18 protein-coding genes and 2 pseudogenes are annotated in these 22,365 nt (G+C 67.3%); 8 read left to right on the top strand and 12 right to left on the bottom strand.

Features of this window, described 5'->3' with window-relative positions; all coding sequences use genetic code 11:
• Positions 1–7: 7 nt before the first annotated feature.
• From FL344_RS03770 to FL344_RS03760, 3 genes are all read right to left on the bottom strand, one after another.
• Positions 8–1,420, bottom strand: a complete 1,413-nt coding sequence (locus FL344_RS03770; protein WP_141617553.1) for a serine hydrolase — start codon at positions 1,418–1,420, stop codon at positions 8–10.
• A 154-nt stretch (positions 1,421–1,574) separates the two neighbouring features.
• A complete protein-coding gene (locus FL344_RS03765; RefSeq protein WP_141617552.1) occupies positions 1,575–1,913 on the bottom strand; it encodes a hypothetical protein in 339 nt (112 codons plus the stop codon).
• Between the two features lie 624 nt (positions 1,914–2,537).
• On the bottom strand, positions 2,538–2,828 hold the full coding sequence (locus FL344_RS03760; protein ID WP_141617551.1) for a hypothetical protein: 291 nt from the start codon (positions 2,826–2,828) through the stop codon (positions 2,538–2,540).
• A 62-nt stretch (positions 2,829–2,890) separates the two neighbouring features.
• Between FL344_RS03760 and FL344_RS03755 the strand changes: the two genes are divergently transcribed.
• On the top strand, positions 2,891–3,076 hold the full coding sequence (locus FL344_RS03755) for a hypothetical protein (RefSeq protein ID WP_011552213.1): 186 nt from the start codon (positions 2,891–2,893) through the stop codon (positions 3,074–3,076).
• A gap of 2 nt (positions 3,077–3,078) precedes the next feature.
• Here FL344_RS03755 and FL344_RS03750 read toward each other — a convergent pair whose 3' ends face one another.
• Positions 3,079–3,249 carry a hypothetical protein gene (locus FL344_RS03750; protein ID WP_153881169.1) on the bottom strand — a complete coding sequence of 57 codons (171 nt, stop codon included), beginning with the start codon at positions 3,247–3,249 and terminating at the stop codon, positions 3,079–3,081.
• 1,073 nt (positions 3,250–4,322) lie between these two features.
• Here FL344_RS03750 and FL344_RS03740 point away from each other — a divergent pair.
• Entirely contained in the window at positions 4,323–5,318 is a 996-nt protein-coding gene (locus FL344_RS03740) for a deoxyhypusine synthase family protein (protein WP_141617550.1), read from the top strand.
• A gap of 327 nt (positions 5,319–5,645) precedes the next feature.
• On the opposite strand, the gene FL344_RS03735 is transcribed toward FL344_RS03740, so the two are convergent.
• A complete protein-coding gene (locus FL344_RS03735; RefSeq protein ID WP_141617549.1) occupies positions 5,646–7,781 on the bottom strand; it encodes an endonuclease in 2,136 nt (711 codons plus the stop codon).
• A gap of 115 nt (positions 7,782–7,896) precedes the next feature.
• On the opposite strand from FL344_RS03735, the pseudogene FL344_RS40000 reads away from it, so the two are divergent.
• A pseudogene (locus FL344_RS40000) lies at positions 7,897–8,456 on the top strand (hypothetical protein).
• The gene (locus tag FL344_RS39695) at positions 8,383–8,571 is read left to right on the top strand and encodes a hypothetical protein (RefSeq protein ID WP_141617547.1); all 189 of its coding nucleotides are present in this window, start codon (positions 8,383–8,385) and stop codon (positions 8,569–8,571) included. Before FL344_RS40000 ends, FL344_RS39695 begins: the two are co-directional and overlap by 74 nt.
• 66 nt (positions 8,572–8,637) lie before the next feature.
• Here the strand turns inward: FL344_RS39695 and FL344_RS39995 are convergent, their stop codons facing one another.
• A complete protein-coding gene (locus tag FL344_RS39995) occupies positions 8,638–9,135 on the bottom strand; it encodes an ELWxxDGT repeat protein (RefSeq protein ID WP_368667415.1) in 498 nt (165 codons plus the stop codon).
• Here FL344_RS39995 and FL344_RS03715 point away from each other — a divergent pair.
• Positions 9,028–9,312: pseudogene (locus FL344_RS03715) on the top strand (integrase core domain-containing protein); the annotation flags it as partial. The gene FL344_RS39995 and the pseudogene FL344_RS03715 sit on opposite strands and share 108 nt — an antisense overlap.
• 154 nt (positions 9,313–9,466) lie before the next feature.
• Here the strand turns inward: FL344_RS03715 and FL344_RS03710 are convergent.
• From FL344_RS03710 to FL344_RS03695, 4 genes are all read right to left on the bottom strand, one after another.
• On the bottom strand, positions 9,467–10,807 hold the full coding sequence (locus FL344_RS03710; RefSeq protein ID WP_141617544.1) for an exo-alpha-sialidase: 1,341 nt from the start codon (positions 10,805–10,807) through the stop codon (positions 9,467–9,469).
• Between the two features lie 527 nt (positions 10,808–11,334).
• Entirely contained in the window at positions 11,335–12,549 is a 1,215-nt protein-coding gene (locus FL344_RS03705; RefSeq protein WP_141617543.1) for a methyltransferase, read from the bottom strand.
• A 96-nt stretch (positions 12,550–12,645) separates the two neighbouring features.
• Positions 12,646–12,912 carry a hypothetical protein gene (locus FL344_RS03700; RefSeq protein ID WP_141617542.1) on the bottom strand — a complete coding sequence of 89 codons (267 nt, stop codon included), beginning with the start codon at positions 12,910–12,912 and terminating at the stop codon, positions 12,646–12,648.
• A 31-nt stretch (positions 12,913–12,943) separates the two neighbouring features.
• On the bottom strand, positions 12,944–13,858 hold the full coding sequence (locus tag FL344_RS03695; RefSeq protein WP_141617541.1) for an NmrA family NAD(P)-binding protein: 915 nt from the start codon (positions 13,856–13,858) through the stop codon (positions 12,944–12,946).
• A gap of 104 nt (positions 13,859–13,962) precedes the next feature.
• Here FL344_RS03695 and FL344_RS03690 point away from each other — a divergent pair, with 104 nt between their 5' ends.
• Positions 13,963–14,514: a TetR/AcrR family transcriptional regulator gene (locus FL344_RS03690; protein WP_141617540.1), complete on the top strand. Its 552-nt coding sequence runs from the start codon at positions 13,963–13,965 to the stop codon at positions 14,512–14,514.
• Between the two features lie 253 nt (positions 14,515–14,767).
• Here the strand turns inward: FL344_RS03690 and FL344_RS03685 are convergent, their stop codons facing one another.
• On the bottom strand, positions 14,768–15,118 hold the full coding sequence (locus FL344_RS03685; protein WP_141589356.1) for a calmodulin: 351 nt from the start codon (positions 15,116–15,118) through the stop codon (positions 14,768–14,770).
• Positions 15,119–15,302: 184 nt separating this feature from the next.
• The gene (locus FL344_RS03680; protein WP_141617539.1) at positions 15,303–16,832 is read right to left on the bottom strand and encodes an ELWxxDGT repeat protein; all 1,530 of its coding nucleotides are present in this window, start codon (positions 16,830–16,832) and stop codon (positions 15,303–15,305) included.
• A 176-nt stretch (positions 16,833–17,008) separates the two neighbouring features.
• Between FL344_RS03680 and FL344_RS03675 the strand changes: the two genes are divergently transcribed.
• Positions 17,009–19,924 carry a DEAD/DEAH box helicase gene (locus tag FL344_RS03675; RefSeq protein ID WP_141617538.1) on the top strand — a complete coding sequence of 972 codons (2,916 nt, stop codon included), beginning with the start codon at positions 17,009–17,011 and terminating at the stop codon, positions 19,922–19,924.
• Between the two features lie 166 nt (positions 19,925–20,090).
• The gene (locus tag FL344_RS03670) at positions 20,091–22,196 is read left to right on the top strand and encodes a serine hydrolase (RefSeq protein ID WP_141617537.1); all 2,106 of its coding nucleotides are present in this window, start codon (positions 20,091–20,093) and stop codon (positions 22,194–22,196) included.
• Positions 22,197–22,365: the final 169 nt, after the last annotated feature.

The raw sequence follows: 22,365 nt of genomic DNA, 5'->3' as shown, positions 1-22,365 counted from the left end.
CGAGGCCTTAAGGGATGTGCTCGTTCAGGCGGAAGGCGGACACCCGGCCATCCGGGATGAGCGACACTCTGTAGCGGAGGGTCTTGGGCCCGAACTGCACCAGGTACGTGTAGAGGCGGTCGTCACCCACCACTTCCCGCTTGACCAGGACGAGCGGCCCCGCCGGCGCCAGGCTTTGCAGCAGTTGCTGATAGAACGGCACGGCTTGGCCCCAGAACCACCAGGGGGCGTACGCGAACTCGACTGGCTCCATCGTCCCGGCCCGTGCCTGCTCGAGCAGCGTGGTGAGCCGGGCGGTGACCTGCGGCTCGAGGTCCGGGATGGGGGGCAGCGGGGGCACGGCGAGCGCGGGGTTGACGATGGCCGCAATGCCTTCCACGAAGGTCATGGGGTTTGACCCACTCGAGTTGGCCAGCACGACGATGGAGAGAGAGCCCCCGATGAAGCGGGAGTAGGTGGTCCGGAAGCCCTGCCACCCACCGGTATGCTGGTGCAGGGGCTTGCCATTGCGCTCGAGGATTTCCCATCCAAAGCCATAGGGCTGGGTGGCTCCGCTGTTGAGCTTCACGGGGGACAGGATTTCCTGCCAGCTCTCCGGGCTCAGGATGGAGCGCTGCGCCACGGCGGCATCCCAGGCCAGCATGTCCTTCACGGAGAAATAGAGCGCACCGTCCCCGGTGGTGTTGAGGGAAGGCGAAACCCACTCCTGGTTCTTCACCTCGCCGCTGACCACGCGGTAGCCGGCCGAGCGGTTGGGAATGATGTCCGCCTCGCTGATTCCGCGCGCCGTCTTCATTCCGGCGGGCCGGAAGACGTGCTCACCGAGGACGTTGGTGTAGTCGGTGCCCGCGACGCGGTTCACGATGATGCCCAGGAGGACGTAGCCGGAGTTGCTGTAGTTCCACCGCAGACCGGCGGGAAACTCCAAGGGCAACTCGTAGATGAAGTGCGCGAATTCCTCGTCCGTGTAGTCCTGGCGCTCGTCGAGCAGTCCCTCGAGGTCCTGGATGCCGGAGGTGTGCGTCAGCAGGTGGCGCACTGTGATGGGGTGCCACTTGGCGGGCGCGTCGGGGAAGAACTTCGTGATGCTGTCGGAGAGCGAAATCCTGCCCGCCTCCACTTGGTGCATCACCGCCATTGCGGTGAATTGTTTGCCCAAGGAACCAGATTGGAAGAGGGTGTCCTTGCTGACAGGAACCCGATGCTCCAGATTGGCAAAGCCATACCCCTTTGCCAGCACGACCCTTCCGTGGCTCACGACGCCCACGGCGAGGCCGGGCACATTCTGTCGTTTCTGCTCCGCGCGGACGAAGGTGTCGATCCGCTTGCGGAGCGAATCATGTGCGGCGGCGGGGCGGCTCGTGAACAGGCCTACAAGGAAGACAGCAACCAATGTGATGGATTGCAAGAAACCGCGCATGGGAGCTCCTCATGCCCGGACGGGTATGGGTCACGGGTATGCTCACGAGAGCATTGCTCCCTCTGTGCTGTAAATAATTGTGGTGAATTTCCCTTTTGTTGGAAGTCGCAATGCTCAAATCCACCGTGCGATTCGCGTATTCGCACAATGCGCTTCACGCCTGTGGAGGGTTTCTCACGTATAGGCGGGATAGAGGCCCAGTTGAGGGTGAGGGCTGGAGCGGAGGGGCCGAGGAGGGCCGCTGACTCCGCTCCTTTCTGGCCGCTGCCTCAAGCCCCGCGCGCACCTCCTCCGCACCTGCTTGAGGGAGCTCTCGCGATACGATGGCGCTGCCGAGGTACGGGACGACGTGCGTCTCCACCCATGGGTCGGTCGGCCCCACCCATTCGACCGCGACGTAGAACGACTCCAGGGCGGGGTCGGATGGCACGAGGGCGAGGGACATCAGCTCGCCGCCGAAGCCGTTGAATTCGGTGTCCAGGTAGTAGCGCATCACGTCTTCCTCGGGTTGGTGCTGCGATAACTGGCAGAGGTGGCCCGCGCAGCGAGGGGGGAGCCGGCGACGCTCCAGCGCCTGGGCCAGCTTCTTCTCTGCCTGGTTCCGGTTCCGCGTCTCCCGTGCCTTGCGCGCTCTCTCCGCCCGGGCTGCGGCGTGGGCGGCTGCCTCCTCCGCGGGCGGAACACCGTCAGCACGAGACGGACGGGCCCGTGCAGGGGCTGGATGCGGGCCAGTGCTGCCACCTGCGCGACGCGGGCCTTGTACGCCATGGCCTTGTCGGACGGCACCAGCCCGCGGCCCTTGGCCGGGCGCCAGTCGTCGTTGGCGCTGAGCGGGTACGGCAGCACGAGGCGCACCTCGGCGCGCGGACACAACCTGACGCACCCGGGCGCGCAGCTCCGCCGGGGGCAGCACCTCAAGCAGACGGGGCAGGAGGCGCCACTTGCTGGCGGAGCGGACGCCTCGCGCCGCGCCAGCGGACTCCAGCAGAGCCAGCATCTCTGGGCGCCACAGCAGGCGCGCGGTAGCGCCTGGGCTCGGGCTCGGGTTGTCCCGCGCCGGGCGCACCTGCTCGAGGACGACACCGCCGCCCTCGGCGCGGGCCAGCACCACGCCCCATCAGGACGGCACCAGCACGCGGCCGCGCTCCAGGTGTCGCTCACCTGCGACGAGGGTGCAGCGGTCGAACACCGCGCTGTAGGACAACTCCTGGACCGGCAGGCGGCGCAGCGTGTCCGCGTCCGCCTTGACCTCCCAGGCGTGGAGGCACTCGGGGCCGATGGTGGCCACGTCCACCCGCACCAGCCCGTACTCCAGCCCCACCTCGTGGAGCACCCGGGCGCCGGGATACGTGCCCGCGGCGAGTTGGGCCAGGGGCTGGCGGATGTCCGCGTCGCGCAGGCACGTCACGGAAGGCTCCGGTAGAATGTGGCCGTGGGCTGGAGCGCCCACGAGCACGGGGGAACACAGCCATGGCCGACAACAACGACAGCGCCGAAAGGACCGACTGGACGAAGGTGCTGCTCAAGTGCCCGGAGTGCGGGAAGGAGAAGCCGGTGGTTCCCGACTTCGGACTCATGACGCTGGGCGGGCATCCGCCATCCCCTCAGTTCAGGTGCAACGTGTGTCGCATCGCCATCGTGACCAGCCAACTTTGACATCACGGCTTCAGCCCTCCGTCGAGGATGCGGTCGTGCAACTGGCAGGTGCAGCGGCAATGCCCGTTGGTGCGCGAGAAGCGGCAGCCGCGCTCGTGGCGTTCGTACTTGTCCAGGGCATGGGTCACCGTGCTCAACCGCCCCTCAAGCTCGGCGATGCGCTCCAGCGCCATGCCCAGTGCCTCTTCCGCGACGTATAGGCGGGATAGAGGCCCAGTTGAGGGTGAGGGCTGGAGCGGAGGGGCCGAGGAGGGCCGCTGACGGGGCCGCCCGAGCGATGCTCCCGGCCGGTGGACAGACCGCTTGAACCCCCTTGGGGTACACGCCTGCCCAAGCCGCGCTCCCATGAGGTGCGTGGCAGGGGCCTGGGCCTGTTGGCTGCCTTGCGCCTCAACACCACGCGGCCTGGGGTGGCCCTCGTGCCGGGGCCAACCTCGCACAGGCCGTGGGCAAGCCTCGGTGCTCCAGAATCGCCCGCACCCCGGGGGCCCCCTTCACGTACGCCAAGATCCTTAAGCCTGCCTCCACATCTCACGCAGGCGAACACGTCAACATCGGACGTCCTCCTCCGCAGCTCTGCCCAGTCCACGTAAGCGTTCACCGTGCCCTGTCGTGCCGGACTCCCTGGGGGCGTGAAACCTCCAGGCCTCGTGAAATAACTGTGCACTGAAGCCACGCCCCCGCTGCGATGGCTCGAGGTCGTAGAGGGCGCGCGTATCCGCTTACGCCCGGCCTCGCGCTCACCTCGAGTTGACCGGCGAACGCATCGTCGAGAAGCGCGAACGCGAGTCCCTCCGACATGAGGGTGGCTTGGTGCGAGAGCCAGGCGACGTACCGCGCCGCATCAAAGGGATTCGGAGAGCCGATTCCGTGGTCCTCAAGCGCCGCGGCTCGTCTGTGCTCCCGGTCAGAGAGGTGACTCGGCGAAGGGCAGGCCGTCGTGCCGACACCGCTCCAGCTTCGCGTTTCTCGGCCATTTCACGCGAGGAGCCCCTGCATCACGCCACAACCTGGCATGGGCCGCAGGGCAGGCTTGCACCATGGGTGTTCGTTTGATACGCGAAATCCTACCGATTCCAGACGGTGTGGCGCGTGATTGTCGCCTCCGCTGCCGGTGCTCCATCCGAATGTTCGGAAAAGCTGGCGGGCTCGCTCGTGCTGCAAGGCGCGGCGTTCCCTTCACTTCGTTCGTCCGTGCCGTCTCCTTGGGGGCGGTGCGGGCGTCTTCTCCATTCGAGGACATGACATGACCATTTCCGTTCGAAGCGTGCTGCGGCACCACTTCCGGCACTTCAACGCCCGGACCCTCGTGGATGCAGCGGACGCCTGGGCGGCGCACGCCGATGACGGTGGCAAGATGATGGTGACGCTCGCAGGTGCCATGAGTACGGCGGAGCTGGGGATCTCGCTCGCCGAGATGATCCGCCGCGACAAGGTCCACGCAATCACGACCACGGGCGCGAATCTGGAGGAAGACGTCTTCAACCTGGTGGCCCAGGAGCACTACGTGCGGGTGCCCGATCCCCGCAGCCTCACGGCGGAGCAGGAGGCCGAGTTGCGCGATAAGGGTCTCAATCGCGTGGCAGATACCTGCATCCCGGAAGAGGAGGCGATGCGCAAGGTGGAACGCCCCCTCCTCGAGCTCTGGCAGAGGGCGGAGCGGGACGGGCGCCGCCACTTTCCCCACGAGTACCTCTACGAGCTGCTCCTCTCCGGCGCGCTGGCTGGCTCGTACCAGGTGGATCCTCGTCATTCGTGGCTCCTGGCGGCTGCGGAGAAGCGCCTTCCGATCTTCGTACCGGGATGGGAGGACTCCACGCTGGGCAACGTGTTCGTCGCCAGCGTGATGCGCAAGGAGCTGGAAACCTGGAGTCCAATCCGCGGCGGCGCCGAGTACATGGCGGCCCTCGCCGACTGGTACCGGGAGACCTCCTCGTCCGCGAAGGTCGGCTTCTTCCAGATCGGCGGGGGGATCGCTGGCGACTTCCCGATTTGCGTCGTGCCGATGCTGCGCCTCGATTTGGAGGAGGAGGTCCCCTACTGGTCCTACTTCTGCCAGATCTCCGACAGCACGCCCTCGTTCGGCTCCTACAGCGGCGCACCGCCCAACGAGAAGATCACCTGGCACAAGGTCGACGTCGACACGCCCCGCTTCGTGATCGAGTCCGATGCGACGATCGTGGCGCCGCTGGTCTTCTCGTACGTCCTCAACTGCTGGGGCGTGAGCCAGAAGAAGAACTGAAAAGAGCGGCACTGGAGACCCTGCCGGCGAGGTGCTCGGGCTCCACACGCTCTCCGCCATCGACTCGGGCGTGCGGATCGGCTCCGCCGCCCGGGTGCTGCCCGCCAGCACCCGGGGCGCGATTCGCATGGGACACGGCCTGTCGTGGCCGAGGTCGACCCCCAAGAATGCGCGCATCGCAAGAAGCTCGCGAAACTTCGCAACGCAGCGCCCTCACATTCCAGATGCGATGCCTACCTGCGGTGTCCTGATGAGCGCGCCTCTTTGTTCAATATGCGACGCTGAGGCCCTTCCCCGCCTGCTGCGCACGGAAGGGACCGGGTCAGATCAGCGCCCCAGTCCGCGGGCGAAGCGTACCCGCGCCGCCCACTCCGGGAAGTCGATGAAGGGGTTGCGGTTCTTCTGGATGGAGAAGATGGCCTGGTTCCGATGCAGCTCCCACTCGGAGGGGCGTTCTTGCTGGTGCCAACGCAGCAGCGTCTCCAGCCGCTCCTCAGCGAGCTCCGCCGGGCTGTTGATGGCGTTGGGATAGCGGACGAGGAAGTAGAGTGTGGCGCGCGCGGCCGCTCCCTTCCCGGCGCCCGGCTCGAACCGATTCCGCTCGGCCCGCCCGCAGTCTTGTTGGAAGGCCTCGGTCCTGGGGAACTCGAAGTAGGCATTGTTGCTGCGGAAGCTGTTGCAGCGCATCTCGCAGGCGAACAGATGGTGCAGGTCTCCGCGCATCGGCTCCCTGGCATTGAACCAGGACTGGGGCACGACGTGCTCGCAGTTGTATGGCAGGGCGGACTCGAGCTGCTCCAGGAAGCCCTCGTCGAGACTCTCTGTCAGTGGCCGCTCCAGGAGCCGTAGCGCACGCTCCTTCTCCACCTCCAGGTCCTTCTGGAGGAGCTCCTGGAGCGTGAAGGAGTGGCCCGCCGCCGAGTACAGCGAGCGGAGGAGGAGGTCCTTCTGGCGGTCCACCCATGGGTAGAGCCAGCGGCTCGGCTTGTAAGGTGGGCGGCCCGTATGCGTCCGTTCGAGGAGGCCGTGCAGGCCGTCATAGAACGCGTCCTGGTCGGAGTCCGGGTGCATACCTTCGTAGTAGCGCTCCCGGTCCAGCGCGTCCGCCTCGGCGTCGTAATAGGGGAGGTCTCGCGTCCGCTGGGCTTCCGCGACAGCCTCCGCGACGTCGACCTGTGTCAGGCCCAGTGCCCCAGCCCCCACGCCTCCCCCGGGTTGACCTGGCACTGGCGCGGGCACTGCCGGCCCGAGGATGAGCGCGGTCTGGCCATTCCCCGCCAGGGTGGGAACCCCCAGGCGGAGGCTGATATGGAGCGGAATGGTGAGCGCGAAGGACTCGCCGCGCGGCTCCGGGACGAAGAGGACGGGAGACGGCGGAGGGGGCGAAGGCGGCACCGCCGGGGGGCCCTCGTTGTCCTTCCACGCGTTCGCCCATGGGAGCTGTCCTCCGACGTTCGTCTTCGTGAACAGCACCCCGGCATCGACCACGCGGGAGTCCCGGCTGAGGTCATGGGCGGACACCGCGTAGTTCGCTTCGAGGTACCGGCCCCCGAAGTGGAGCCCGAGCACCTTGCCCGAGCGCGCATCCAAGATGGCCGAGCCAGAGTTGCCTCCGAGCGTCGAGCTGTCGTGCGCGAGCGCCTCCACCCTCCGGCCGAAGCTCGAGGTGCGCCGTGCGCCCATGATCTTGCCCGGCTGCAGGCGCTTGACCTGGTAGACGCCCCGGAAGATGCGGTGCTGGAGCGCGGCATCATTGCGCGGGTCCTGCGCGGGATACCCGATGACGACGACGTCCTGCTCGCGCACCTCGTCCACGTGGCGCGAATCCAGGGTGAGGGGCCGCAGTCCATCAACCCCCTCTACCTCCATCAGCGCCATGTCCCAGTAGGGATGAATCATCAGGACACGCCGCACGCGGAAGGGCGCGGACGCGCTTGAGCCGCGCTCCCGCTTGAAGTCCACCTGCACGTCGTCGAGCCCCGGCTGGAACCGCAGCCCCCGCATCCCCAGCCCCAGCGTGAACAGCTCGGCAACGTGGCGATTGGTCATCAGCAGCCCGCGCCCGACCACGAAACCCGTTCCAACGTACGGTAGCGTTGGGTGCTCGGGAACCTCCACGCGTCCGATGGCGGGAATGGCCGCCTCGATGGGCTTGCGGAAATTCGCGTCATCCAGGGCGCTCCAGGGGGCCCCGGGGCGCAGGTAGCTGCCATTGATGATGTCGATGACCGGTCTGTTCCGAGGCAGGACGATGGCCTCGAGCGCCCACAGCTCCTCTGGCCGTAGGGGGGACTCCAGACCCCGGGTCACCGCGTGGGCCACCTTGATGGCATGCTCCAGGGCCTCGGCACCTGGCTCGAGCGGGGCGCTGCTTTCTGTCGCGAGCGACTCGATTGTCTCGGCCGAGGGGGCGATCCGCTTCGCGTATGTCAAAAGCCGCCGCTGCTTCTCCTGCTCGTTCACGCATCCTCTCCCGGGCCTGGCCACCGCATCGGTGGGCGCAAACCCATGCATGCAGGCAAGGGAAGAGATGACACCATCACCTTCCAGTGCGTGAGTTGCCCAGAAGCCCAACTGTATGGCCTCGACTCCGGCCCGGCGCACAGCCCGGGTGGCACCCGTCAGCGGCCCTCCACCTCTCTGCACCAGCACGCAACTCTCAACAGCGCCCCTATCCGTCCCTTCTGTGAAGCAGAGCCCTGCTCTTCAACCTGGGAAGGGCGCGAAGAGTTCGCCCGATGGAAACGGAGGCTTCGGCCCGGTCCCACTGTTCGCGCAAAATGTCACGCACCTGCGCTCGCTGGGTGGGGTGGCGTGGGCAGTGCTGACCAATTCGGATCAGGTGCGCGCCACTCGGGACCTAGTCGCCGACTTCGGTGCGAAGGTGGCCGGCCCCCGCGCCGAGTCCAATACCTTTCCCTGCAATGCGACCGGTGGCTCGCCGATGGTGAGACGCTCGTCCCCGGAATGGTGGCGCTGGAGCTGCACGGCTCCAAGACGCCCTGCGAGCTGGCCTTCCTCCCGGGGGACACGACGCTGCTGACGGGAGAACTCATTCGCGGCCATGTGGGCGGGCGGCTCCCCCCTGCCGGACGCGAACCTGAAGGGCGCGGCCCGTGCGCGCGCCTCAATCCGTGAGCTGCTGGCCAGGACGCGCATCGACGCGGTGTTGGTGGGGGACGGCTGGCCGGTGTTCCGCGGCGGGTACGCGGCCCTGGAGGAACTGGTGGCCACGCTGCCGCACGACACCTGAGCATTCCGGAGGGGCTGGGGCCGTGAGTGTGGGCGCTCTGTCTGTCTTCACCCGACCATAGGAGGGTCACTGCTCCAGGGCCACGCGACAGCGCTTCTCGGGCCGAAATGGCAGGGCCCATCGCTCGAACCCCGTGCATCCATCGTTGGCAACGAAGAAGACGTCCCAGCCCGAGAGCGTGAAGGCTCTCGGCTCCGATGGCTGAGGGCCCGGCGCAATCTCCTGGAGGGGCCGTGTGCCCTTCCGCGTTCTATCGCTCAGCCAGGGCTCGTAGCCTTGGCCGCTCGTCTCAGCACGGAAGAAGAGTATGCCGCCGATGGCAGTCAGGTTCCGGGAAGCCGATGACCCTAGACCCGGCTCGATGTCCTTCACGAGCCGAGTGCCGGCGCACGTCCCATCCGTCTTCCACAACTCTCGGCCGTGCTCCAGGTCCGTGCGGGCGAAGTAGCGCGTCCCTTCGGCTCCGTCGAGCACGCGCGCTCTTGGGTGACGCGCTTCGTGGCCTGGTACAACACCGAGCACCGGCACTCCGCCATCCGCTTCGTCACACCCGACGACAGACATTTCGGCCGCGAGTCCGCGCTCCTCGCCCAGCGCCACCAAGTGTACCAGCGTGCCCGAGTCCGTCACCCCGAACGCTGGAGCCGCGACACCCGCAACTGGATGCCGGCGGGTCCCGTCCGCCTCGGGCCCTCTCCGAACCTCACCTTGGCAGTGCAGGTACTGAAGCGCATCGGCTGAACCCTCTCACGCGACAACCACCTTGACGCTTTCCGGAAAGACCAGACGCGAACTGTGGGCCTGGCCGTTCCGTTCGAACGACGAGTGCAAGTAGCACCCGTCTCACATGCGCGCGAGCATCCACCGGAGTGCATGCCGCCGGGGCCGGCGCGGCCTACTTCACCTCGGTGCGTCGGAAGAACACGTCCGTGTTGTCGACCGACAGGTCCTCCAGCCAGCCCACGTAGCCGTTCTTTCCCCCCTCGGATGAGAGGACCCGTGGGGCGGAGGTCCGCCCGGGGGAGTCGCTCAGGTTCTTGACGGGCCCGAAGGAATCACCGAAGTCGCCGCTGGCCCGATAGAAGATGTCGGTGGGGCCCGGCGTACTGTCTTCCCATACGACGCGAAGGAACTCGTCCTCGGCGGAGAGGCTGACGGCACCGGAGTCACCGGAGCTCTTGCTCAGGTTGCGGGCCTTGGCGAACGAGTCGCCGCGGTCGTCGCTGATACGGAGAAAGATGTCGAAGTTCCCGGGGCCATTGTCCTGCCACGCCACGAAGACGTGTTGGCCCGAGACCTCGAGGTCCGGTGCGAGCGCCAGTCCCACCCCGTCGCTCAGGACCACGGCCGGCTCGAAGGTGGCCCCCCGACTGGGGCTGCGCCGGTAGACAATGTCACAAAGGGTGGGGAAGAAGTCATTACACTCTTCCCAGACCACGTGGACCTTCTGGTCTTTTACCGCGATGCGGGCGCGCTGTGACGGCTGGAGCGGACCCTGGGTGGCGCTGAGGTTGATGAGCGGGTCGAAGGTACGTCCCTCGTTGGTGCTGCGGCGGAATCGCACGTCGGGAATGTCATCCACTCCCGCGTCATCGCCGACCAGGAATACTCCGTTGTTCGACGCGACGATTTCCGTGACACCAATATCCTGGCCGTCGTCGATGGTCAGCGTGGGGCCAAAGCTCTGGCCCCGATCGTGGCTCGCCCGGAAGAGTTGGTCGACTGACTCCTCACCAGTCGAGACGCCCCACGTCACGTACACGTCGCTGTTCTCCGCCGCGATCCGGGGAGTGAAGCCGCTGGTGCTGAGTGTCAGGGGCGGTTCGAACGTCCTGCCGTGGTCGTGGCTCGCACGGAACTGGATGCCCTGCTCGCTCCATGCGATGTAGACCTTCTTTCCCTCCGCGAACACGAACGGGATGAAGGCGGGCGTGACGCCGCTGCTCAGAAGCTGGGGAGGGCTGAAGCTCCTGCCCCGATCCGAGCTCCTTCGCAGGAAGACGCTGGTGGTGCCCCCGGCCGGGGTGTCACTCCAGACGACATAGACGTCGTCTCCTGAGACGGCCATCGAGTACTCGAAGTTGAAGGTCGGCGTGTCGCTCAGGTTCAACACCGGGCCGAACTTCTCCTCGAACCGTCTCGGAACTTCGTGGGCCACCGCCCCAGAGGACAACAGCAACCCTCCGAAAAGCCAGGCCCAGCCTCCGCGCCCCACCGCGCTCGTCAGTTTCGCCATGTCTGCTTCCCCATCTCCTTCGCTTGCCGGGGAGGAGTAATTTCTGGGGCTGAGTCGAGACACTGCTCGCGGGCGCTGCTCGGTTGGTGGTGGCCAACAATGAGGTGAAGTTGCCCCGGCTTCGCGCCTCTCCCGCAGTTTGCGTGATGCTCCTCGGAGGAGTAGGCAGACTCAGCAGGCTGCCAGTGACGTGGCTACACGCTGGGAATGGAAATGCTGTATTCCCTTCCCGGATGCCGAGTGGAGCATGTGGAGCGCACCGGTTCGGCGACTCTCCTTCGAAGGCAGAAGCACGGATGGCCCTCTTCGAATTCATCGAGGGCTGGTACAAACCACACCAACGGCACTTCGCGCTCGACTACGAGTCGCCCGCCAACTCCGAATAGAAGTACCGGGCTGCTGCTTGATGGCGATAGCCCGGGACACTCTGCGGAACCGGAGCAACTTCAGTGAGGGTTTGAAACGATGTGCCAGACTGGCCGCATCGAGGGGGTGTGACCGGTCTCCGGGGCCGACCCGAGACGTGCTCAAGCGCTCCGCGATGCGATGAGTGCGAGGTTGCGCGGAGACAGGCGCGGATCGAAGAGCTGGAGGAGCTCGACCTGGAAGCCCAATTCCTCAAGGAGGAGCGCGCGATCAAGCAGGAGCACGACCTCCAACGCCCTCGCGAAGCGGTCCCTCAGCAGATGGCAGAGCAACAGGTCCCGTGTCTCGGCGCGAACGGACACCTCGAAGGCATTCAGCTCGGCGTCCGTCATGCCGGGATCGAGGCCCAGGCGCTCCAGGCGGTCGCGCGCGTAGACAGCGAAGCGTTCGGCGTAAAGCGCCCGGGGCGCGTCCCCTGCTCTCACGAAGCCGCGTTCGGGAAAGTGCCGCCTCGATAGGAGATCGAACGCGAAGCGCCACGCATACACCCGCTTCATCCGCGCGAACTCCTCCTCGGTCTTGTGATGCCGTCCCCGCGTCGTCAACGCCAGGGCATGTGGGGTGAAGGGCAACGGATGTTCGCTCCCGAAGCGGGAGACAGGGTAATCTCGCGGGACCTCCAGCTTGTCGTAGCAGCAGCCGATGTTCAGGACGAAGCCCGCCCCTTGGCTCTTGCGAATCTGCGTGAGGGCGAGCGGCCCGCAGGTGTGCAGGCCGATCGAGGCGCGGTCCCAGCCGGAGAAGAGTGGATCGAGCTGTGGTTGGAGTCCGTCCTCGACGGAGGCCTGGATGAAACACAGGGTGTCCCCGCCTGATTTGTGGGTTCTCGTCAGCCACCGTCGGCCCTTGTCCTGCAACGCGGCGTCCCGGTCGATGCTGTGGAAGGTCCACCCGAACGTCCGCGAACAGAGGCGGGCGAGATGTCCCATGCCGCCGCCAATATCGACCGCCTGGTGGATGAAGCGCGTTCTCGGCGCGAGCAGGGCGAGCACCCGCTCGAGCTCGTGGGTCTTCTTGGCGCTGAGGCCCTGCGTCTCCGCGACCGTCAGCGCGTGAAGGCCCTCGTGCCAGGGCAGCGCCGTCAGTTCCTGGAGCGCACCCAGGAGTGCGCTCAGGGCAGGTGGCGGGACGCCTGCGAGCGCCCCCTGGTCCAGCCGCCGCTCGCCCGCTTCATCGAGCGACCGGGCATAGGCCAGCCAGTCCTCGGGATAGGCGGCGCCGGACCCGGGCCAGCCCTGGAGGATGGAGCGGGACCAGAGCGGGGACCAGGGCCGGAGTTGGTGCGTGAGCGCTTCGAGTCGCGCCTGGAAGTCCATGTCGGCGCATCCTATGCGCCGCTGCGCCGCCGGTTGGGGATGACGGTGCCGGTGTCCCAGGACTCGGCGGCGATTCAATCATCTCGGACTTCCCCGTCAGCGGACCTCCGCCGTCAACAGCGCCTCGAATTCTCCGAGGCGCCACCACCCCCGGAGGCATCGCGGATGGAGGATGTGGACCTCGACGGCCAGTGGCGCATTTCGGTGGAGGGCGACCAGGTCCGGCTCGTTCCCGAGCAGCTCGAAGCCAAGCAGGCTCGGGTCATCCCATTGGCCCATCTCGAACGTCAAATCCCTGTTCGTGGGGTGCGGCGCGGTGCCCGGCTGCGACACGAAGCTGGAGAAGCCGCTCGCCCCGGACACGGCATCGGCGCTGCGACGACTGGGCGGCAGGTCAGGCCATTTCGCGACGCTGGCGCGCCCAGGTCTCGAAGCTCATGGGCGAAAGGCCATAGGACCGCGCGATTTCGGGCCGCGCCAGCACCGGTGCGACGTTCATGTACGTCAGGCCTTGCGCCACACCGGGATGCAGGCCGGCTGCGACGGCCTCCTCGACCGTGCTGACCTGGACGATGTACTCCTTGCCGTCGAGGCGCGAGAGGACCTCGGCGATCTGAGGAAGCGTGAGCAGGTCACTCGCGAGCTGCAGCGTCACGCGGTTGAACGTCGCGGGATTGTTGAGCGCCGCCGCGGCCGCCTTGCCGATGTCCTCTGGCGCGACCAACGCGATGGTTTGATCGGTCCTGATCACCGTGAGCAACCGGTGCCCGTCGACGAAGCCAGCCGGATCCAACATCGGATGATCCATGAAGGTGGCGGGGAGGATGAGGGTCCAGTGCTTGAATCCCGCGCTGCGGACGAGGTCGCAGGTGGCAAGCTTGTTCTCCCAGTACGTCTCGTGCGACTTCCAGCGCCCCTCCGCCCAGCCCTCGACGTTGCGGTGGTCGCCGACACCGGAGGTCGCGGTGTGCACGAACGTTTCGACACCTTCGGCAAGCGCGGCCTCGACGAGGTTCCTCCCTTGCTGGAGTTCCTTTCTGTAGTCGACGCCGGTCGTGGAGATGATGGGGGACTGCATCGAGAAGACCGCCCGCGCTCCAGCGCAGGCGGCGCGCAACGACGCCGGATCGTCGAGGTCCCCGACGACCACCTCGGCGCCAGCCTCCGCGAGGGCCTTCGCGTTTGGCGCCTTGGGATTGCGCACCATCACACGCACCGGGGTGCCGCCTTCGGCCAGCAGCGCCCGGGCGGTGGCGCCGCCCTGACGCCCCGTGGCAGCGGTGACGAGAACGCATTCGTTGCTGCTCATGGACCGCTCCTTCTTAAGTGGGGGACCCCACCGTTTATTCTCGTGGTTAGATATGGAGGGGGACCCCATTTGTCAACGCGGGTTCTCGTGAGGAGGCGGTCGCGGTGGAGCATGTGAAGCCGTTGCGAGCGGACGGGCGGCGCAACCGGGAGCGGATTGTCGCGGTCGCCGCGGAGCTGGTCGGCAGGGATGGTGCGCAGGTGTCGCTCGAGGAGATCGCGCGGCGGGCGGGGATAGGCTCGGCGACCCTGCACCGGCACTTTCCCTCGCGGCAGTCGCTGTTGGAGGCGGTATTCCGCGATGGCGTCGCGCAACTCTGTGCGCGGGCATCCTCGCAACCTGGAGAGGATCCCGCCGCCGAGTTGGCGGCCTGGCTCGAGGACTTGACGGTCTACACGGCGACCCACCGCGGGCTTGCCGCAGCGCTGTTGACCGGCCCGGATGGCCTTACGGCTGAGGAGGTCTGCTCCACCGACAAGCTGCTCGATGTGTTGAGCGTTCTGGTGGCGCGGGCGTCATCGGCAGGCGCGATTCATGCCCGTGCCACGACGGAGGACCTGCTGATGCTGGCGAACGCGATTGCCGTCGCCAACGAAGACGATCCGCTCACCGCGAGCCGGGTGCTGCGCCTCGCGCTCACCGGCATCCGGCCGTGAATGCGGGGAGCGCGGCGGTCTGCGCTCCCGCTTGAGGATGCCCTTCTCGGTGGACGCCGGAGTGATGCTACCGGCGGGTGGACAGGCCGCACTGCCTTTGGGGGGACACGCCGGCCCTGTCCGCGCTCCCATGCGGTGTGCGGCAGGGGCTTGGCTCGCTTGGCTGGGACAGCTCGAGCCTCAACACCACGCGGCCTTGCGTGGCTTCTTCGGCCACGCAGGGCGCTCTGCTCGCGGACCTATCTGAAGGGGATCAGGCGATTTCGCGCGTCAGCTTGGAGTCCCACGGGCACCAGTGTCCGCCCGGGAGGAATGCACCGCCCGCCTCGTCGAGGTGGTCTTCCACATACGTCATGTTGGCATCGCAGACCTCGATGGCCATCGAGAAGAAGCGGATGGTGTTCGGGTCCAGGTGGAAGGAGAACTTCGGGTTGTAGGCCGCGGCCCGCTTGATGATGCGTCCGTGGACGTGGACTTCGTTCTTCTCCTCGCCAGAGAGAATCTTCCGTGCGTGCGCAATCGTCTTCTCGTCAGACAACTCGACGATGAACTCCAGGTTGGGCTGGGCGGTCTGCGTGAATGCGAAACGAACCGGGTTTGCCATTGAAAGGCTCCTTGGGGTAGGCGCCCCATATAGGAGACTCCCCTCACTCGATTGCATTACCTGCCGGTAGCGGTGGTGTGTCTTGAATGCGGCGTCGTGAGGTGTGTTGTCTGAGGCAGTCGCACGGGGCGGGGGCGGCCTTCCGAGTACCGGCAGGCCGCCAGTGTGATGGGTTGGCGAGGCGTCAGTGACTCGCGACCTGAGGCCTCGGCACGGGCAATACCCAGATCTCCCGGCCGAGTTGCCCATCCAGCGCCGTGAAGTAGATGAAGTCGCCCGCGCGCAGCAGGTCCTGCGGATAGGAAGAGGCGGGGCCCGGGACGATGTCCTGCAGGAGCTTGGTGCCGCTCGGTTGTCCGTTGCTCACCCAAAGCTCGTGGCCGTGCGCTTCATCGAAGGCGTAGAAGACGACGCGGCCGTCATCAGTGGGGACTGGCGTGGGCGGTCGGAGGTCCGGAGAGACGATGAGTGGCTGGTACAGCAGCTTCGTTCCCTGGGCGGTGGCATCGGTCCGCCACAGCTGGACGTCGAAGGGGGCGGGGCTGCCGATGTCGTAGAAGAGCGTGAAGTAGAGCTTTCTCTCGGTCGCCGTGGACGTGGCGACGAAGATGAAGAAATCGAAGGGAAGGTCGGCGTAGGGGTTGGGGATGCTCGCGACGAGATTCGAGCGCGAGTGGCAGGAGGGGGCCGGGTCGAGCTTGCGAATCTCCGTCACCGTGAAGCCCGGTGTGAAGGTGGCGAAGTAGAGGCGTTCCTTGAACAGGGCGAAGATTTGCGCTTCCGAGCCCTGGGGGCCGGGAACGGTGTCCTCGACCAGCTCCGTGCCCTGGGCCGTGCCATCGCTGCGCCACACTTCACGGCCGTGCACGGCGTCGTCCGCGGAGAAGTAGAGCACTCCCTCCGCTTGCGTCAGGTTCCGAGGGAACGAGGAGGCGGCACCCGGGTTGATGTCCTTGACGAGGCGGGTTCCGGAGGCGCTGCCGTCACTCACCCAGAGCTCCACTCCGGTGTCGGGCACCCCGAGGCTCATGAAGAGGCGGTTGCCCACGCTCGCCAGGTCAAAGGGCCCGTTCACGGTGTCCCTCGGTCCCAGGTCCTTCACGCGCACTGTGCCTGCCGAGGTGCCATCACTGCGCCACAGCTCCAGGTTCTCGGCGGCGATGAGGGTGGGCCGGACCGACCGGAAGAAGTAGAGTTCGTTGCCCACCGCGATGAAGTCCGCCAGGGAGGCGGTGCCGCCCTCCGGGGCGAGGTCCTTCACCTGACGCGTGCCCGCGGTGGTGCCATCACTCACCCACAGGTCCGCGCCGTGTTCCATGAAGCCTTCGGTGAAGAAGAGCTGCTGGCCGACGACGGTCAGCCGTCCGGGAGAATCGTCCAGGTGCTTCACGGGGACCGTGCTCGCTGTCGTGCCCGCGCTCCGCCACAGCGCGCCCCGGTCCGCCTCGAAGTCGAAGGCAGAGAAGAAGAGCTTGCCGCGGAAGGACACCAAATCTGTTGGCGACGGACCACCCAGCGGGTCCGGGAATGGCCCCGGGGGAGGCGGGTAGATGTCCTTCAACAGCGTGGCGGGCCCCAACTTCGGGAGTGGGGCATCCCAATGCGCGGCGACCTCCTCGGGGGCGTGTTCCTCGGCGAGCGATGCTTCTGGAAGAGGCCCACCGCATCCCGCGCTTGCCAGACAGACCCATGCCACTTGCCACCATGCACGCATGATTCCCCCTCGTTCTCGGGTGGGCGACAGCCCCGATGGCGATAAGTCCGGAGCAGAGCCGCGGCCAGGGGGAGCGCCGGGTTCCTGGTCGCAAATCTTCAGCAGGTCCAGTCGCGCTCACTTCCATCACCTCGTGATGCTTCGTTGATGGGTGAGAACGCGACGCAGGCTCCCGCGTGCGGGCGACGGCTCCCGCGAGCATGCGTCCTTTGGACGGTACGGTGCTCTCGGCCCGGACGACCGCGTCGTGGAGCTGGGCTTCCTCGCGCCGCAGGCCACGTTCACCGGGCGGCGCTGGACTCGCTAGCCCGATGGCCGGGTACGTCATTCCCTGGCGCTCACGGTTGCCTGCCTCCCCTCGGCCGGGCTTGCGCGGGCGAATCGCTTCCCCTGGACACCGCTCGTGCGTATCACTGGCCTTCGTGCGTACGCCCACCGACCGATACCTGCCGCCGCGCCCCGACGCTTCCTCCGCCGTCATGCTCCAGCGCGGGCGGGTGGTGGTCATCGCGCCCACGCGCGCCGCGTGCGAAACCATCGAGCTGGCGCTCGGGTTGGAGCTGCGCACGTACCTGGAGGAGCACCACGGCGAGCGCCTCCGCGAGCTGGCCCGGAGCGGGCAGGGGTTTGGCATCGTCGCGGGCACTGGCACGGGCAAGACGCTCGCCATCCGCTCCATCGCGGAGGAACTCGTGGGCCGGCGGCCCCTGCGGGTGGCGGTGGTCAACCGCGAGCGGGAGGCCACCACGCAGACGCCGCTCGCGGACGTGGCCATCGTCACCACCGGCATCGCGCGGCGCTGGTTCCAGGGCGGCGCCATCCGGCGCGAGGACACGCTCATCGTGGATGAAATCCACCAGACCTCCGCCGAGCTGGAGCTGTGCCTGGCCCTGGGCAAGCGCGCAGGCTGCCGCTTCATCTGGCTGTCCGCCACCGTGGACCCGGCCTTCTACGCGCGCTATCTGGACAGCGCGGACGTGCTCCAGGTGTCCTCCTTCGACCCGAAGAAGGCGGCCCGGGTGGAGGTGGAGCGCTGTCAGCCGCTGTCATTCCTCGACGAGGACTTCCTGCGAGAAGTGCAGCAGCAGGGGCGCGGCGTGGGCGTGTTCCTGGCTACGCGCGCGGGCGTGGAGGAGGCGGCGGCCCACGTGCGCGCGAACGCACCGGAGCTCCATGCGGCGCACTACCACGGCGGCGAACCGCTGCGTGCCATTCGCCCCTTCCTGGAGGGTACGGCGCCCCGGCCCTTCGTGCTCGCGATGACGGCGGCGGGGCAGAGCGCGCTCAATGTGCCGGGGCTGGACACGGTCGTCATCGACGACATGCGCTTCACGAACCTGGTGGAGCGCGGCCGCAATGTCCTCACCCGCGTGCACCTGGGCAACAACGAACTCTTGCAGATGGCGGGGCGCGTGCACGGGCGGGTGGAGAGCGGGCGCGTCTTCATCCTGAGCGACCGGCCACTGCACTTCGCCTCGCTGAGGCCCACCGAACCCGAGTTCCAACTCGCGGGCGAGCCGGAGCGGGTGGCGCTCACCGCCGCGGCCCTGGGCGTGCGGGCGGATGAGTTGGATTTGCCCGTGCCGCTGGACCGCAATGGCTATCGCCGGGCGCTCGCGAAGTTGCAGGCGCGCGGCATCGTGGACGCGGAAGGACGGCTGTCCGACTACGGCCGCGCGGTGGAGGCCCTGCCCGTGGAGCGTCCGTGGGCGGAGCTCATCGTCAACGCGGAGGAGGCGCTGCTGCCGTTGCTCGCGGTGTGCAGCTCGGTGGAGTCGCTGCACAGGATGACGCGCGAGGAGCGGAACCTGGACGGACTGCTCGTGCCGGGCAGCGACCACCTGACCGCGTACAACCTCTACGCCGAGGCCTTCCGTGAAGCGGGCACGGTGGGGGAGGTGCAGGGGCTGCCGCGCCACGTCTTCCATGCGGAGAAGCTCGCGGCCTGGGCGGAGGTGCGTGGGGTGTTGGTGAAGGCCCTGGAGGACGCGGCGCTCGCGATGGCGAGCGTGTACCGGAGCGTGGGGCTGGCGCTGCCCGCGCGCATGCCCTTCGCGGACCCGCGCACCCACCGGCGTTTCTGCGACCTGCTCGCACGCTTCATGCCCTTCGACCTGGTCATCGACGAGCGCACCGCCTGGGGCGAGGTCGCGCGCGTGTCGAAGACGAGCGTGTGTGGCAACCTGGGCGCGGTGGCGGGCACGCTGCGCTACTTCGCCGACCGCAACGGCGACTCGCAGGCCGGCATCGAGGGGACCCAGCTTCCCGAATCACTGCTGCGCCGCTACGCCCACCGTCACTCGGCGGCGCCGGTGTACGACGTGCGCTTCCGCTCGGTCGTGCTCGAAAAGCGGGTGGACTATTTTGGCTTCGAGCTCGAACGGGAAGTGGAGGTGCTGCGCGCCTGGGGGCCGGAGCTCGCCAAGGCGGCCCGGCACGCGCTCGCCGAGGCGCTGGCGCAGGGTGAAGTACCCCATCCCGCGGTGGACCGGCACCGGGTCGCCATCGCCGAGGTGCGCGAGCTGTGGCGACGCTCGGGAGGGACCACCGCGCCGCTGGGGTTGTCGGAGCTGACCGCGCTCTACGAGGCGCAGTTGGAGGGGGTGGACACGCTCGACGACTTCAAGGCGCGCCCGCTGCGGCTCGAACTGGACGCGCTCGTGCCGCCCGCGACGCGTCAGGCGCTCCTGGCGCTCCCGGACGCCGTGGAGGTGCGCGAGCAGGCGGTGCCGCTCGAATACGACGTGGAGAGACTGTCGGACGGAGCCCCGCGAGGCGTGGTGCGGCTGCACCTGCCGGAGAAGCTCGCGCGCACGCTGGTGCAAGAGGAGCTGCCGCTGCTCGACCGCCCCCAGCGCTTCAGCGTGGCCCGGGGCCGGAGGGGCGTGCTCGAGGCTCGCTCGCTCCTCGAGCTCCAGGAACTGCTCGACCGGCCCTGGATGCCGGATGAGATCGCCGAGGCCACCCGTGAGCGTCCAGTCCCGCGACAGGACCGGGAGCGCGGCGCCCCCAGACCTGGGGGGCACCGGGGCCATCACGGCAAGGCACCCCGGAATGGAAGACGGCCGGGCGGCGGCGGACGGCGGCGCTGACCTGACGCACGGGCAGGGCGCTCACCGCGCAGAGGGCGCGCCGTCCATGGGCCTCGCGTCCGGGATGCAGGTGGTCGCGCTTCTGCCGAACCAGGGGCTTTCGCTGAGCCGACCCCTGTCGTTCATGGCCCTGAGGAAAGCAGGAGGTGTGCAGGGGGCTCTTTTTTTGCTGTCCGCGGCTGAGGGGAAATGCGCGCTGGATTCGTTTCCTGTTGGCGGTACCAACGTCAAGCAGGAGTTCTCGAGCATGAAACCTTTCAGCATGAGGCCGCTACTGACAGTCCTGTCAGTGCTGGTCGTGTCCCTCGTGGGATGCGGGGTGCCAGAGGAAGAGTCCCGCGACACTTCTAGCGCCGAGTCCCAGGCACTGGCCGGTCCATATGATGCTTGGATTGCCCGCCACGGGCTCACCAACGCCCAATATCAGACGGAGTTCAATACGTGGGTGGGGCAGGGTTATCGTCTCTCCTATGTCAGCGGCTACGAAGAGGGGGGCAGTGCCCGTTACGCGGCCATCTGGGAGCAGACGAGCGGCCCGGCCTGGCGGGCCTTCCACGGGCTGACTTCAGCGCAGTATCAGACCACCGTCGTCAATCAGAATGCGCAGGGATACCGCCCGGTGGTGGTCAACGGGTACAGCGTCGGAGGCGTCGCCTACTTCGCGGCTATCTTCCACGTGGACAGTGGTGCCGCGTGGGTGGCCCGCCATGACCTGAGCGCGTCCCAGTACCAGGCGGAGTTCAACACCTGGGCGGGGCAGGGCTACCGGCTCGTGCACGTGAGTGGCTACACGTCCGGTGGCGCGGAGCGCTACGCGGCCATCTGGGAGCAGACGAGCGGCCCGGCCTGGCGGGCCTACCACGGGCTGACCGCGTCCCAGTACCAGTCCACGTTCAATACCAACGCGACCCAGGGTTACCAGCTCGCGAAGGTCAGCAGCTACAACGTGGGCGGCACGGACCGGTACGCGGCCATCTTCCAGGTTTCATCGGGGATTCCGACCGCCGCGCGTCATGGACTCTCCGCCGCCGCGTATCAACAGGCCGTGACGGACCTCAAGAACCAGGGATATCGCCCCGTCCTGGTGGCGGCGCACAACAATGGGAGCCAGCCCGAGTTCGCCCTGATTTGGCAGAACCTGACGTTCAGCGCGGCCGACCTGCAGCACATTGACGACACCGTCCAGCAGGCGATGGCCAGCACGAACACCGTCGGCCTGTCGCTGGCCATCACCCGCCACGGGCGCCTCGTGTTCGCCAAGGGGTATGGCCTGGCCGACCGAACCAACAACACCCCGGTCAACACCTCCCACCGCTTCCGCGTCGCCAGTGTGTCCAAGCCGATGACCTCCATCGGCATCATGCGGCTGATTGAAAGCGGCCAGATTCGTCTGACGGACCGCGTCTTCGGCAGGGGCGGATTGCTCGGGGAGACGTTCGGCGCGCAGAACACCTACGCGGACAGCCGCGTCCTGAACATCACGGTCCAGCACCTACTCGAGCACACCGCGGGCGCATGGGACAACGACGGCGCCGACGGCACGGGCGACCCCATGTTCATGAACACGGGCATGACGCACGCCCAGCTCATCCAATGGGTGTTGCAGAACGTGCCGCTCGAGTTCGCGCCTGGGACGACGTACCAGTATTCGAACTTCGGCTACAGCGTCCTCGGCCGCATCATCGAGCGGGTCACGGGCATGACCTATGACGCCTATATGCGCACCAACGTGTTCACGCCCAGCGGCGCCACCAGCTTCGCCGTCGGGGGCGATACGTTGGGCGCGCGTCTGACGAACGAGCCCGTCTACTACCAGCTTGGCGCGGGTGCCTTCAGCCCGTACGGCATGCCGGTGCGTCGCATGGATGCGCACGGCGGCTGGGTTGCCACGCCCATTGACTTGCTGCGCGTCGCCGTGCGAGCGGATGGGTTCTCCACCGTTCCGGACCTGCTGAGCGCGGGCTCACTCACCACGATGACCACACGCACGACGGCGCTCGACACCTTGGGCAACTCCGTCAACTACGCCAAGGGCTGGTCGGTGAACAGCATCCCCAACTGGTGGCACGGTGGCTACATCCCGGGCACCCGGGCCCTGTTGGTGCGGACCGATGACCGCTATGGGCCCAGCCGCTCCGAGGAGTTCACCTGGTCCGTCATGACCAACTCCAACAACAGCTCCGGCTCGGGCACGCCCGACATCAACCTCGACAGCCTCATGTGGAGCGTCGTGAACGGCGTCAGCGCCTGGCCCGCGCACGACCTGTTCTAATCAGGCATCGAGTGGGGGGCGCTTCCGGAGGAAGTGCTTGGAGTGTCGGGCACTTCCTCCCGTTTCGACCTCGTCCTGTTCGAGCCCGCCCCACGCGCTCGATGAGACCGGAGGCTGTTGGAGCAGCAGTCTGCGTTGGAGCTTTCTCAGGGGCCGCCCGCGCTGGCGG

The organism is Myxococcus sp. AB036A, from assembly GCF_006547355.1.
Classification (GTDB): Bacteria; Myxococcota; Myxococcia; order Myxococcales; family Myxococcaceae; genus Myxococcus; species Myxococcus virescens.
Note: the sequence above shows the minus strand (reverse complement) of the source record. Positions and strands in the feature narration are given on the sequence as shown.

Bases quoted from the DNA above. Each gene is read 5' to 3' on its own strand.
- FL344_RS03770 (WP_141617553.1), bottom strand. From the start codon at position 1,420: ATGCGCGGTTTCTTGCAATCCATCACATTGGTTGCTGTCTTCCTTGTA.
- FL344_RS03765 (WP_141617552.1), bottom strand. From the start codon at position 1,913: ATGCGCTACTACCTGGACACCGAATTCAACGGCTTCGGCGGCGAGCTG.
- FL344_RS03755 (WP_011552213.1), top strand. From the start codon at position 2,891: ATGGCCGACAACAACGACAGCGCCGAAAGGACCGACTGGACGAAGGTG.
- FL344_RS03750 (WP_153881169.1), bottom strand. From the start codon at position 3,249: ATGGCGCTGGAGCGCATCGCCGAGCTTGAGGGGCGGTTGAGCACGGTG.
- FL344_RS03740 (WP_141617550.1), top strand. From the start codon at position 4,323: ATGACCATTTCCGTTCGAAGCGTGCTGCGGCACCACTTCCGGCACTTC.
- FL344_RS39695 (WP_141617547.1), top strand. From the start codon at position 8,383: ATGTGGGCGGGCGGCTCCCCCCTGCCGGACGCGAACCTGAAGGGCGCG.
- FL344_RS39995 (WP_368667415.1), bottom strand. From the start codon at position 9,135: ATGTCTGTCGTCGGGTGTGACGAAGCGGATGGCGGAGTGCCGGTGCTC.
- FL344_RS03710 (WP_141617544.1), bottom strand. From the start codon at position 10,807: ATGGCGAAACTGACGAGCGCGGTGGGGCGCGGAGGCTGGGCCTGGCTT.
- FL344_RS03705 (WP_141617543.1), bottom strand. From the start codon at position 12,549: ATGGACTTCCAGGCGCGACTCGAAGCGCTCACGCACCAACTCCGGCCC.
- FL344_RS03695 (WP_141617541.1), bottom strand. From the start codon at position 13,858: ATGAGCAGCAACGAATGCGTTCTCGTCACCGCTGCCACGGGGCGTCAG.
- FL344_RS03685 (WP_141589356.1), bottom strand. From the start codon at position 15,118: ATGGCAAACCCGGTTCGTTTCGCATTCACGCAGACCGCCCAGCCCAAC.
- FL344_RS03680 (WP_141617539.1), bottom strand. From the start codon at position 16,832: ATGCGTGCATGGTGGCAAGTGGCATGGGTCTGTCTGGCAAGCGCGGGA.